Below are 12547 nucleotides of genomic sequence, written 5' to 3' on the forward strand. Positions count from 1 at the left end.
AAGGAACCGCGCACCCTGATATTCCGTTTCTCCGGCCATCGTCCATTCTTCGATGGAAGGCAAAGACATGGGCTCGCATTACAAGATGCTCGGCCTCAACATCGTGCTCAGCGCGATCATCATGTATTTCGTGATGTTTGCAATGATCGACGGCCTCGCCGACTTCTACAACAATCTCAACATGTTCTACATGGCACTGATGATGGCCGCGCCAATGGGTATCCTCATGCTGCTGCTCATGGGCTCGATGTACGACAACAAGACGCTGAATCTCCTGCTCCATGCGGGGTTCGCGCTTGTGTTCGTGCTCGCGTTCCTGGGCATCAGGGCTCAAGCGCCAATCGGCGACGCGCAGTTCCTGCGCTCAATGATCCCGCACCATTCGGGCGCCATTTTGATGTGTCGGGAGGCCTCGATCACCGATCCGGAGATCGTCGCGCTCTGCAGCAACATCGAGCGTTCGCAACGCGCTGAGATCGCGCAGATGAACCGGATCCTGGCGCGATACTGAGACGGACCCGCGCGATCGGCCGCGGCCGGGCGCGACTACGAGCGACGCCACCGTCTCGGCCTTGCATTGCAGCCGAACCGACTCTGGTTGCGTCTACAATGATTACGTGGCGATTACGTGGCGTGAAATCACAGCTCGCGGCGCAAAAAATATGCCCATAAGTTATTGATTTAATTGGCGCGCCCGACAGGATTCGAACCTGTGACCCCAAGCTTAGAAGGCTCGTGCTCTATCCAACTGAGCTACGGGCGCGTGGAGAGCGCTCTAGCGTGCTTTGGTGAAGATCGGAACCGCGCTATGCGGGGTGGATGAGCGGGGGTGAGGACATCCGGGCGGTCGAGGCCACGGCGCTGAGCGGGTGGCCGCTGCGCTATTTCGATTTCGTGATGGCGGCGTTCGTCACGATCCTGCTTCTTTCCAACGTGCTCGGCGCCGGCAAGGTGGCGGTGATCGATCTGCCGGGGGTCGGGACGTGGCCGTTCGGCGCCGGCATTCTCTTCTTCCCCGTTTCCTATGTGATCGGCGACGTGCTGACCGAGGTCTATGGTTTTGCCCGGGCGCGGCGCTGCATCTGGGTCGGCTTCGGCGCGCTGCTGTTCATGGCCTTCATGTCCTTCGTGGTGGTCGCGCTGCCGCCGTCGCCGGAATGGGACGGGCAGGCGGCCTACGAGCAGGTGTTCGGGCAGGTGCCGCGGATCGTGCTCGCCTCGATGATCGCCTTCTGGGCCGGCGAGTTGGTCAATTCCTATGTGCTGGCGAAGATGAAGCTCTGGACGAAGGGTCGGCACCTGTGGACCCGGACGATCGGCTCGACCGTGGCGGGGCAGGGTGTCGACAGCCTGATTTTCTACCCGCTCGCCTTCTGGGGTGCGGCGGGCTGGACCGACGCCTTGGTCATCAAGGTGCTGTTGACGCAATGGGCGCTGAAGGTCGGCTGGGAGGTGCTGCTGACCCCGTTCACCTATGCCGTGGTCGGCTGGCTCAAGCGCCGCGAGGGCGTCGACGTCTATGACGAGGGGACCGATTTCACCCCGTTCCGGGCGCGGGTCTGACCTTGCCGAGCGTCAGAAGGGCGATCGCCGCGGAGGCCAGCGCGAGCGCCGCGCCGATCCAGGCGGCGTCGTGGAGGCCGGCGATCAGATTGGCGCCCTGAAGCGACAGCACCGCGCCGAGCAGGGCGACGACGATCAGGCCGCCGGCGCGCGAGACGGCGCTGTTGAGGCCGGAGGCGGTGCCGACATGATGCGCGTCGACCGCGCTCAGCACCGCTGTCGTGAGCGGCGCGACCGCGATCGCCATGCCGGCGGAAACGAGGAGGATCGGTGGCAGCACATGGGTCAGGTAGCTGCCTGATTCGTCGATCCTGGCGCCGAGCGCATAGCCGACCGCGACCAGCGCCGGTCCGATCGTCAGCGGCCAGCGCGGGCCGATCCGCCCGGCGAGCTTGCCCATCAGCGGCGAGCCGGCGGCGACGAGGATGGGGAAGGGGAGGACCGCCAGCCCCGCCTCGACCGGCGTGTAGCCGGCCCCGTCGATCAGCGTATAGGGCAGGAGCAGCATCAAGCCGGCGAGTGCGCCGTAGAGCAGGAAGGTGAAGACGGTGAGGCCGACGAACGCCCTGGAGCCGAAAAGGTCCAGTGGCACCATCGCCTGCGGCCCGCGCCGTCGTTCGGCCCAGAGGAAGAGCAGCAGGAACAGGATGCCGCCGCCGATGGTGGCGATCTCGGCCGCCCCGAAAAGCCCGCCCGCCGACCATTGGGTGAGGCCCCAGGTCAGTGCGCCGAGGCCGAGCGTGGCCAGCAACGCGCCGGGCCAGTCCGGTGCCGGCCGCGCCTCGTTCTGGCTTTCCGGCACATAGGACCAACCCAGCAGGATCGCTGCGGCGCCGATCGGCAGGTTGATGAGGAAGATGAGCGGCCAGCCGGAAAGCTCGATCAGCCAGCCGCCGAGCAACGGCGCCACCGCGCCGGCGGCGGCGCCGACAGCCGCCCAGGTGCCGACCGCCTTGCCCCGCGTCTCGCCCTCGAACGCGGCGCCGAGGATCGCGAGACTGTTGGGCATCAGCATCGCCGCACCGATCCCCTGCAGCGCCCGGCCGATGAGGAAAATTTCAAGGCTGGGCGCAAAGCCGCAGAGCAGCGAGGCGGCCGTGAACAGCACGATGCCCCACAGCATGGTCCTTCGCCGCCCGTAGAGGTCGCCGGCCGCGCCGCCGATCAGCAGCAGCGCGCTCAAGGGCAGGGTGAAGGCGTTCATCACCCATTGCACCTCGGCGGTGGTCGCGCCGAAGCTCTCCCGGATCGCGGGCAGCGCGATATTGAGCACCGAGCCGTCGATGAAGGCGAGGCTCGAGGCCAGAACGCAGGTTGCGAGAACAAGCCGTGGATGCGCTGCCCCACCCCCGTCGCGCCCGGCTTCGGCCAGACCGCGGTCGCAAGGGGCGGGGAGGGCACCGCTCATGGCATGCTCGCCGCTACAGGACCTCGAACAGCCCCGCTGCGCCCATGCCGCCGCCGATGCACATGGTGACGACGACGTACTTCGCGCCCCGCCGCTTACCCTCGATCAGGGCATGGCCGGTGAGGCGCGCGCCCGACATGCCATAGGGGTGGCCGATCGAGATCGCACCGCCGTTCACGTTCAGCTTGTCGTTCGGGATGCCCAGCGTGTCGCGGCAGTAGATGACCTGGACGGCGAACGCCTCGTTCAGTTCCCACAGGCCGATATCGTCCGTCTTGAGCCCGAACCGGTCGAGCAGCTTCGGCACCGCGAAGACCGGGCCGATGCCCATCTCGTCGGGCTCGGTGCCGGCGACCGCCATGCCGTGATATTTGCCGAGCGGCTGGAGACCGCGCGAGGCGGCGAGGCCCGCCTCCATCACGACGCAGGCCGAGGCGCCGTCGGAGAGCTGCGAGGCATTGCCGGCGGTGATGAAGGCGTCCGGACCCATCACCGGCTGGAGCGCGGCGAGGCCCTCGAGCGTCGTGTCCGGTCGATTGCCTTCGTCCTTGCTGATCGTGACCTGCTGCTTGCTGACCTCGCCGGTCGCCTTGTCCTTGACCACCATCGTGGCATCGCAGGCGACGATCTCGTCGTCGAACTTGCCGGCCGCCTGCGCGGCGGCGGTGCGCTGCTGAGACTGGAGCGCATATTCGTCCTGTCGTTCGCGGCTGATGTCGTAACGGCGCGAAACGACCTCGGCCGTGCCGATCATCGGCATGTAGACGTCCTTGTGCATCGCCAGCAGCTCGGGATCCGGGCCGAGGCGGATTTCCGGCGTCTGCACCAGGCTGATCGATTCGACGCCGCCGGCGACGACCACGTCCATCCGGTCGACGATCACCTGCTTGGCGGCGGTCGCGATGGTCATCAGGCCCGACGCGCACTGCCGGTCGATGGTCATGCCGGCGACGGTGACGGGGAGGCCCGCACGCAAAGCCGCAGTGCGGCCGATCGTCGCCTGCACGCCCTGCGGCAGCGCCGCGCCGATGATGCAGTCCTCGATCTCGACCGGATCCACGCCCGAGCGCTCGACCGCGGCGCGGATCGCGTGGGCGGCGAGGGTGGGCGAGGGGGTCGCGTTGAACGCGCCCTTGTAGGCGCGGCCGATCGGCGTGCGGGCGGTGGAAACGATGACGGCTTCGCGAGTGGACATGTCAATCTCCCTTTTCGGACAAGGTGGGCATGCCGGGTTCCGGCGCAAGATCGAGCGCACCGCAGATCAACGCCACGCCATGGTAAAAGGCAACCAGCTGGACGGTCTCCAGGATCTGGTCCTCGTCGAAATGGACGCGCAGCCCGGCGAACTCATCGTCGGTGAGGCGCTTGCGGTCCAGCAGGGCATCGACCGCAGCGATCAGGGCAAGCTCGGATTCGTCCCACAGGTCCGGGTTGGACGCGTCGGCTGCCGTGTCCGCGATCTGCTCCGGCGTGAGGCCCGCGCGACCGGCGAAAAGGGCGACATGCACGCCCCACTCGTAGTCGCAGCCGCAGCGCGCCGTCGTCCGGTCGATCACGATCTCGCGTGCCCTGAGCGGCAGTGGGCCCTTGTCGAGCAGCGTGCCGGCGGAGAATTTGGCCCAGGCGCGCGGCGACGTCGCCAGCGCCCTGAACAGCATCAGCGGTTCCATGCCGGGCGGCATCGTCCGCGCCATCGCCTCTGCGAACGCGTCCGGCCAGGGCCGTTCGAGCGGGGCGATCCGGCTCATGTGAAGATCTGGCCGATCCAGTCGGCGATCAACGCGGGCTTGTCCTCGCCCTCGATCTCGACCGTGACAATGTGCGTGAACTGGTACTGGCCCGGGCGCTTCTCGTCGAACGCGGCAAGGACGAAGCGGCCGCGGACACGCCTGCCGGAGCGGACAGGAGCGAGGAAGCGGACCTTCTCGAAACCATAGTTGACGCCCATCCGGATCGTTTCCGGGCGCAGCATCGCGTCCGCCGCCATGCGGCTCAGCAGCGACAGGGTGAGGAAGCCGTGCGCGATCGTGCCGCCGAACGGCGTCTTCGCCGCCGCCTCGGGATCGACATGGATGAACTGGTGGTCTTCGGTATCGTCGGCGAACGCGTTGATCCGCGCCTGATCGACCAGGATCCAGTCCGACACGCCGATCTCGGTGCCGATCCTCTCCTTGATCTCGTCGATGCTGGCGACCGGCATTGAGCCTACCCGTTTCTCTCGCTATCGGGCCCGGCATAGGGCCGCGCGGCGGCGAGACTCAAGCCCTCGGGAGACACGGACATGGCGGACGCTACGGCAACCGCGCGCAAAGACATTCGCACGCTGCTGCGTGCGCCCGAACCGGATGTGCTGGCGCCGCTGCTGAGGGACGCCGCGCTCGACGCCGAGTCGCGCCGCCGCGTGGAGCACCGCGCGCTCGCCATGCTCGCCGAGCTGCGCGCCGCCCAGTCCAAGGGCTGGGTCAACCAGTTCCTGCAGGAATATCGGCTGAACACCTCGGAGGGCGTGGCCCTGCTCAGCCTCGCCGAGGCGTTCCTGCGCGTGCCCGATCCCGAGACGGCGGACAGCCTGATCGCCGACAAGCTCGGCGAAGGCGACTGGCGCTCGCACAAGGGCAAGGCCAATTCGACCCTGGTCAACACCGCGACCTGGGGGCTCGTGATCGGGCGGGCGCTGACCAGCGATTCCGAGCAGGCGAGCGCGCTCAAGAAGCTGATCGCCCGCGCCGGCGAGCCGTTCGTCCGGCAGGGCGTCGGCGCGGCGATGCGGATGATGGGCGAGATCTTCGTGATGGGCCGCACCATCGGCGAGGCGACCGAGCGGATGAGGAAGCGCGAGAACAAGGGCTTCACCGCCAGCTTCGACATGCTGGGCGAGGCGGCCCGGACCTTCCCGGACGCGGACCGCTATTTCAAGTCCTACGAGGATGCGATCAAGGCGGTGGGCGCGACAGCTGCAGAGGGCCACAGCATCTCGGTCAAGCTCTCCGCGCTCCATCCGCGGTACGAGGCCGCGCAATATGACCGCTGCGTGCCGGCGCTGATCGAGAAGGTCGAGGCGCTGGCCGTGCTGGCGGCCGGCTACGGCATCCCCTTCACCGTCGACGCCGAAGAGACCGAGCGGCTCGAAATGAGCCTCGACATCATCGAGGCCGTCGCGGGCCTGCCCACGCTCAAGGGCTGGGACGGACTCGGCATGGCGATCCAGGCCTATGGCAAGCGCGCCCGGCCGACCGTCGCCTGGGCCGATGCGGTCGGCGCGAAAACCGGCCGGCGGATCGCCGCGCGGCTGGTCAAGGGCGCCTATTGGGACACCGAGATAAAGCGCACCCAGGAGCAGGGCCTCTCAGACTATCCGCTCTTCACCCGTAAGGCCGCGACCGACGTCTCGTATCTCGCCTGTGCGAAGGACATGCTGGCGGCGAAGAACATCTATCCGGCCTTCGCGACCCACAATGCGCTCACTGTTGCGACCCTGCTCGAATGGGCCGGCGACAGCCGCGACTTCGAGTTCCAGCGCCTCCACGGCATGGGCGAGGGGCTGTACGAGGATCTGGTCCGCGAGCAGGGCTATCACTGCCGTATCTACGCACCGGTCGGCGGCCACCGCGACCTACTCGCCTATCTCGTCCGGCGCCTGCTCGAGAATGGCGCCAATTCCTCCTTCGTCCATCAGCTTGCCGACGAGACGCTGACAGACGACCAGCTCCTCGCCGATCCGGTTGCGAAGATTTCGGCGGTGGGCGGCACGCGCCACCCCTCGATTCCGCTGCCCAAGGACCTGTTCATGCCCTCGCGCGGCAACAGCGAAGGCATCGACTTCAACGACGCGCCTGAACTGGCGCGTGTGGCGAAGGAGGTCGCGCAGCCGCTCACCTTCCACGCCACGGGAGGTCCGAGCCCCAAGGAGGCCGTGGATCGCGCTTTGGCCGGCTTCGAAAGCTGGAGCCTGCGCAGCGTCGACGAGCGCGCCGCCTGCCTCGACCGGCTCGCCGACAGCCTGGAGCGCAACCGCGACATGCTGATGCGGATCTGCGTGCAGGAGGCGAAGAAGACCATTCCCGACGCCCTTGCCGAGGTGCGCGAGGCGGCGGACTTTTGCCGCTACTACGCCCAGCAGGCCCGCACCGGCCTCCAGCCGATCGAGCTGCCCGGGCCGACCGGCGAGCGCAACGTGCTGCGCATGGAGGGTCGCGGTGTCTTCGTCTGCGTCGCGCCGTGGAACTTCCCGCTCGCCATCTTCCTGGGCCAGGTGACGGCGGCGCTCGTCACCGGCAACACCGTGGTCGCCAAGCCGGCGCCGCAAACGCCGGACATTGCCGCCTTCGCCGTCGGCCTCGCCCATGCGGCCGGCATCCCCGAAGATGCGCTGGTCTTCGCTCCGGGCGGGCCGGAGATGGGCCAGGCGCTGATGGAGGACGTGCGGATCGCCGGCGTCGCCTTCACCGGCTCGACCGCCACCGCCAAGCGCATCGCCCGCACTCTCCTCGCCGACGATGACCGCCCGATCATCCCGCTCATCGCCGAGACCGGCGGCATCAATGCGATGATCGTCGATTCAACTGCGCTGCCCGAGCAGGTGGTGCAGGACGTCGTCACCTCCGCCTTCCGTTCGGCCGGCCAGCGCTGCTCGGCGCTGCGCGTGCTGCTGCTGCAGGAGGATGTCGCCGACCGGACGCTCGAGATGCTGACGGGAGCGATGGACACCTTGATCGTCGGCGATCCCGCCGACCCGCACACAGATGTCGGTCCGGTGATCGACGATGCCGCGTACAACAAGCTGATGGGCCACCGCGCCGCCAAGCAGAACCGCTGGCTGAAGACGATTCCCGTGCCGGAAACCGGCCTGTTCGTGCCACCGACGCTGATCGGGGTCGACCGGATCCAGGATGTCGACCGCGAATGGTTCGGGCCGCTGCTCCACGTCACCACCTGGAAGGCCGGCCAGCTCGTCGAGACGGTTCGCCGCGTGAACGCCAGCGGCTTCGGCCTGACCATGGGCCTGCACAGCCGCATCGCCCGTGCCGCGGAGACGGTCGAGGAGGCGTCCGAGGCCGGCAATCTCTACGTCAACCGCTCGATGATCGGCGCCATCGTCGGCTCGCAGCCATTCGGCGGCGAGAGCCTCAGCGGTACGGGCCCCAAGGCCGGCGGCCCGCACTATCTGCCGCGCTTCTGCGCCGAGCGGGTCACGTCGACCGACACGACCAGCGCCGGCGGCAACGCCACGTTGCTCAGTCTGGAGGATGTCGGCTTCTAGGCGGGACTATTCGCCCTCGCGCAGGTCGACCCGCTTCACCGGCTGCACCTCCGGATAGGGCATGATCGCCTTGCCGTCCGGCCCGGCGGTGAAGCTGGTCTGGGTCGGATAGGCGAACTCGACGCCGAGCTCCTCGAACTTGCGCATCATGCCGAGCATGATCGCCTGCCGCACCGACATGAAGTCCGCCATGTCGGCGCTCTCGGTGTGGAAGACGAGCTCGAAGTCGATCGACGAGGCGGCGAACGTCGTGGCGTGGCAGCGGTCGAAGGTGCCCAGCGGCTGCGCCTCGACGATCTCCTTGATCTCCAGCGGGATGCGCGCGAGCATGTCCGGCGGGGTCTGATAGGTGACGCCGAAGGTCATCACGTTGCGCCGCCGCTCCAGCAGCGCCCAGTTCTGCAGCTGCTGATCGAGCAGCTTGGCGTTCGACATCACCACCTCCTCGCCGGTGAGAGAGCGGATGCGGGTCGTCTTGAGCCCGATCTGCTCGACGGTCCCGGTCATCGTGCCGAAGGTGATCGTGTCGCCGCGGCGGAACGGCTTGTCGAAGATGATCGAGAGCGCCGCGAACAGGTCGGAGAAGATGCCCTGCGCGGCGAGGCCGATCGCGATGCCGCCGATGCCGAGGCCGGCGACCAGGCCGGTGACGTTGACGCCGAGATTGTCGAGCACGACCACCAGGGCGATCGCGAAGATCGCGACGGTGACGAGCAGCCGGATGATGCCGATCGCGCTGCCCAGGCTGCTGCTCTGGTCGAGCTCGCCGGCGCGGAACTCGATCACGCCGATGACGAGCTCGCGGGCCCAGAGCGCCGCCTGCAGCGTCGCCGCGACGATGAAGAGCACGCCGATCGTCATCGCCACGACCTGCGGCGGCTGGGCGTAGCCGACCACCAGCCGGGCCGCGAGCGCGACCATGAACCACAGCTTGGTGCGGGTCAGGACCCGGCCGACCACCGTGCGCCAATGGGTGTGGGTCGGATCGGTGCGGCAGATGCGCCTGCCCAGCCATTTGATGCCGAGCAGCACGACGACGATGACCGCCGCGGCGGCCGTGCCGATTGCGATCTGCAGGCTGTGGCTCGACAGCCAGGCAAGGGTTTCCGTCCAGAGCCTCGAGGCCTGAATGTCGAGGGGAGAGACTGTGTTCATGATTTCGCTGTTCCGGCTTTCGTCGGTTTGGTCTTGTCGAGGAATGTGATCAGCCCCCGCTCCGCGGCGGAGAGATATTTCGTCGCACGTGGCCAGGGCAAGCGGTGCGGGCGCTTTCCGTTCATTTTGGCGACCTCGATCAGCGCGGGATGGACATAGGACTTGCGGCTGATCGCGACGGTGTTGCCGAGCGCTTCGGCCACCGGGCCGATCATGCCGGCAATGCCTTTCGCATCGTCGCTGGCAATCGCCTCGTAGGCGATGGCGCTGGCGCCCCAGGTGCGGAAGTCCTTGGCGGAGAAATCGTCGCCCATGGTGTCGCGGAGATAGGCGTTGACGTCCGACGAGCCGACCGGCTGCGGGTCGCCCTCGTCGTCCAGATATTCGAACAGATGCTGCCCAGGCAGGTCCTGGGTCCTGCGGGCGATCCGGGTGAGGTGCCGGTCGCTGATCGTGACGGTGCGCTTGATGCCGTGTTTGCCGGGATAGCAGATGCGCAGGCGGCCCCGTCCGATCTTCGCATGACGATTGCGCAGGGTGGTGGCGCCGAAGCTCTTGTTGATCCGCGCGTAATCCTCGTTGCCGACCCGCATGTGGGTCTCATCGATCAGCCGGACGACGGCGGCGACCACGGCATCGAACGTCGTCGCCTTGCCCTTGATGTCCGCCTCCACCTGCTTGCGCAGCTTCGGCAGCGCCCGGCCGAAGGCGGCGAGGCGCGCATATTTGCTCTTGTCCTGACGGGCGCGGAAATCGGGGTGGTAGCGATACTGACGGCGGCCGCGCGCGTCGTAGCCGATCGCCTGGATATGGCCGTCGGGATCGGGGCAGAACCAGCAATTCTCGTAGGCGGGGGGCATGCCGATCGCGTTCAGCCGGCCGATCTCATTCCGGTCGGTGATCCGCTTTCCCCTGGCGTCGAGATATTGCCAGTAGCGGCCGTGCCGCTTGCGGATGATGCCGGGCGCGGAATCGTCGACATAGCGAAGCATGGAAGGCGAAGCGTTCCTTTCGAGACGGCATTCCAATGCCTCGCCCCGCCGCTTCGTTCCGGAACCGGTGCGTGGAAATCCCCGTTGCCCGCTCATCAGCGCATGAACGGAGGAAAATCATGCCCGCCATTGCCGATGCCAGGATCCTGATCCTCGCCACCGACGGGTTCGAGGATTCCGAGCTGCTCGAGCCGCGCAAGCGGCTGATCGAAGCGGGCGCGGACGTGGTGCTCGCTGCGCCGAAGTCGGACGAGATCGTCGGCGACAAGGGCGTGCGGATCGCGCCCGATGCGACGCTCGCCGCGGTCGACGAAAGCGGGTTCGACGCCCTGCTGCTGCCGGGCGGCACGAAGAATCCGGACAAGCTCCGGATCATCCCCGACGCGGTTGCGCTGGTGCGGGCCTTTGCGGCGGCCGGCAAGCCGATCGGCGCGATCTGCCACGCCCCCTGGCTGCTTGCCGAAGCCGATCTGATCCGCGGCCGCACCGTCACGGGCTGGCCGTCCGTCCGCACCGATCTCAGCAACGCCGGCGCCGAGGTGGTCGATCAGCCGGCGGTCACCGACGGCAATCTCGTCACCAGCCGCAAGCCCGAGGACATTCCGGCCTTCACCGACGCCTTCATCGACCTCGTCGAGAAGGCCGAGGCACTTCAACCCGCCTGAGCAGCGACCGGAACCGGCGATTGTGCCCAGCCTTGCGTGCCACGCGCCTCGCGCTCGCGGCGTGCTACCCAGAGGTCGAAGCCGATCTGGGCGCCGATCATCATCCAGGCGAAGGGCTGCCAGGCGGTCTGCACGAAGGCGGAGCCGACCAGGTAGACGATCTGGAAATGCTGGAGCGCCGTCGCCAGCGGCGCGATCCAGGGCACGTCCTCGCGCCTGGCATAGCGCCTTCGGATCATCTCCATCCGGACGAGGCCGATCACATGGATGAGGAGAAACAGGAAGAGGCCCGGCCAGCCCTGCTCGCCCAGCATCTCGAAATAGGAGCTGTGCCAGGCCCGGCCGGCATCGGCCTGGGTGCTGGTGTTCACCATCTGCACGTCGCCGGTGCTGCGTTCGTTGGTGACCTCGACCTGGATGCGGTTCTGCAGATAGGCCTCGAAGCCGCCGCCAAGCGGGCGATCCTGCACATAGTTCAGGGTCCATCCCCAGACGGCAAGGCGCGTGCCGGCCGATTGGTCGGCCTGATAGCCCTGGATCGTCTGCATCCGGTCGGTGAACGAACTCGGCAGGAACGGGACGGCGGCAAGGCCGAGGGTGCCGATCGCGCAGAGATAAAGGAACCGGCGCTTGACGTCGCGCAACATCAGGACCGCGACCACGGCGATACAGACGAGGCCGGTGCGCGCCTCGGTACCCACCGGGATGAGCAGGCAGGCGAAGATCAGGGCGCCGCAGAACAACCGGGTGCGCCAGTCGGGCGGAAAGATCGTGCCGTAGCGGGCGAACCAGAAGATGACCGGGATGAGGGCGATCGCGAAGGTCGAGATGATGCTGCTCTCGTAGAGGCCACTGTTGTTGTCGACCATGAGGTTGAGCACGCCGTAGCCACCGCCGCTCACCGCGGTCTTGATGCCGCCGACGATGATGATCGCCGCGGCCGACAGGGTCATGAACAGCAGGATCGCCTCGATCCGGACGCGGGTTCGAAGCGTGAACGGCAGGAATATGCCGAAGGCGAGCGCCTTCCATGCCCAGTCCCATTTCTCCCAGGCGGGGATGGGCATGTCGGCGTGCATCGTCGTGAAGCCCGCATAGCCGAGCAGGATCAGCATCAGCATCTGTCGCGGCGCGACGCGGGCGCCGTGCTTGGGATCGAACAGGAGCCAGGCGCCGACGGCGAGCGCCGCGAAAATCATCGAAACCGGAATGCTGTTCAGCAGGTAATAAGACAGCCGCTGCGGCGAGACGATGTCGACATAGGCATAGGCCAGCACGAAGAAGAAGGGCCGCCACAGCGCGAGCCCGCCGAAGGCCGCAAGGAAGGCGATGAAGACAAGGTCACGCATCGTCGCGCGTCCCGAAGCCCGGCCAGCGCGGCGTCCCGCCGCCGGCGGACGCATTGTCGTCATTAAGATCGGGGCGCGACAGCAGCCGCCACAGCGCGAGCAGCATCAGGGCGTGCGTCAGGCCAAGCGCGAAATTGTCGATCATGCCGGGCTCA

The 12547-nt window shown here is 67.3% G+C and carries 12 protein-coding genes and 1 tRNA gene; 4 read left to right on the top strand and 9 right to left on the bottom strand.

What is annotated here, in order from left to right; genetic code table 11:
* Positions 1–85 precede the first annotated feature (85 nt).
* Entirely contained in the window at positions 86–511 is a 426-nt protein-coding gene (locus RCO27_RS14760; RefSeq protein ID WP_309003463.1) for a DUF305 domain-containing protein, read from the top strand.
* Positions 512–686: 175 nt separating this feature from the next.
* Here RCO27_RS14760 and RCO27_RS14765 read toward each other — a convergent pair.
* Positions 687–763: transfer RNA gene (locus tag RCO27_RS14765), tRNA-Arg, on the bottom strand.
* Positions 764–819: 56 nt separating this feature from the next.
* Here RCO27_RS14765 and RCO27_RS14770 point away from each other — a divergent pair.
* A complete protein-coding gene (locus RCO27_RS14770) occupies positions 820–1563 on the top strand; it encodes a queuosine precursor transporter (RefSeq protein ID WP_309003464.1) in 744 nt (247 codons plus the stop codon).
* On the opposite strand, the gene RCO27_RS14775 is transcribed toward RCO27_RS14770, so the two are convergent.
* The 4 genes from RCO27_RS14775 to RCO27_RS14790 are packed head-to-tail and all read right to left on the bottom strand — an operon-like array spanning position 1538 to position 5171.
* Entirely contained in the window at positions 1538–2971 is a 1434-nt protein-coding gene (locus tag RCO27_RS14775) for an MFS transporter (protein WP_309003465.1), read from the bottom strand. The genes RCO27_RS14770 and RCO27_RS14775 overlap by 26 nt on opposite strands.
* 13 nt (positions 2972–2984) lie before the next feature.
* Positions 2985–4166, bottom strand: a complete 1182-nt coding sequence (locus tag RCO27_RS14780) for an acetyl-CoA C-acyltransferase (protein ID WP_309003466.1) — start codon at positions 4164–4166, stop codon at positions 2985–2987.
* Between the two features lies 1 nt (position 4167).
* Positions 4168–4719 (bottom strand): carboxymuconolactone decarboxylase family protein, encoded by a 552-nt coding sequence (locus tag RCO27_RS14785; RefSeq protein ID WP_309003467.1) that lies wholly within the window; start codon positions 4717–4719, stop codon positions 4168–4170.
* Positions 4716–5171 carry a MaoC family dehydratase gene (locus RCO27_RS14790; RefSeq protein WP_309003468.1) on the bottom strand — a complete coding sequence of 152 codons (456 nt, stop codon included), beginning with the start codon at positions 5169–5171 and terminating at the stop codon, positions 4716–4718. The genes RCO27_RS14785 and RCO27_RS14790 overlap by 4 nt, the downstream gene beginning before the upstream one ends.
* Positions 5172–5252: 81 nt before the next feature.
* Here RCO27_RS14790 and RCO27_RS14795 point away from each other — a divergent pair, with 81 nt between their 5' ends.
* Positions 5253–8231, top strand: coding sequence for an L-glutamate gamma-semialdehyde dehydrogenase (locus RCO27_RS14795; RefSeq protein ID WP_309003469.1), 2979 nt, complete (start codon positions 5253–5255; stop codon positions 8229–8231).
* A 6-nt stretch (positions 8232–8237) separates the two neighbouring features.
* Here RCO27_RS14795 and RCO27_RS14800 read toward each other — a convergent pair whose 3' ends face one another.
* A complete protein-coding gene (locus RCO27_RS14800; RefSeq protein ID WP_309003470.1) occupies positions 8238–9386 on the bottom strand; it encodes a mechanosensitive ion channel family protein in 1149 nt (382 codons plus the stop codon).
* Positions 9383–10378 carry a DNA topoisomerase IB gene (locus RCO27_RS14805; protein WP_309003471.1) on the bottom strand — a complete coding sequence of 332 codons (996 nt, stop codon included), beginning with the start codon at positions 10376–10378 and terminating at the stop codon, positions 9383–9385. Before RCO27_RS14805 ends, RCO27_RS14800 begins: the two co-directional genes overlap by 4 nt.
* A 119-nt stretch (positions 10379–10497) precedes the next feature.
* Between RCO27_RS14805 and RCO27_RS14810 the strand changes: the two genes are divergently transcribed.
* Entirely contained in the window at positions 10498–11043 is a 546-nt protein-coding gene (locus RCO27_RS14810) for a type 1 glutamine amidotransferase domain-containing protein (RefSeq protein WP_309003472.1), read from the top strand.
* On the opposite strand, the gene RCO27_RS14815 is transcribed toward RCO27_RS14810, so the two are convergent.
* Together RCO27_RS14815 and RCO27_RS14820 are read right to left on the bottom strand one after the other, a co-directional pair.
* A complete protein-coding gene (locus RCO27_RS14815; protein ID WP_309003473.1) occupies positions 11031–12392 on the bottom strand; it encodes a putative O-glycosylation ligase, exosortase A system-associated in 1362 nt (453 codons plus the stop codon). The two genes, RCO27_RS14810 and RCO27_RS14815, sit on opposite strands and share 13 nt — an antisense overlap.
* Positions 12385–12537 carry a hypothetical protein gene (locus RCO27_RS14820; RefSeq protein ID WP_309003474.1) on the bottom strand — a complete coding sequence of 51 codons (153 nt, stop codon included), beginning with the start codon at positions 12535–12537 and terminating at the stop codon, positions 12385–12387. The genes RCO27_RS14815 and RCO27_RS14820 overlap by 8 nt, the downstream gene beginning before the upstream one ends.
* Between the last annotated feature and the right edge of the window lie 10 nt (positions 12538–12547).

The sequence above is a fragment of the Sphingosinicella sp. LHD-64 genome (assembly GCF_031157375.1).
GTDB lineage: Bacteria > Pseudomonadota > Alphaproteobacteria > Sphingomonadales > Sphingomonadaceae > Allosphingosinicella.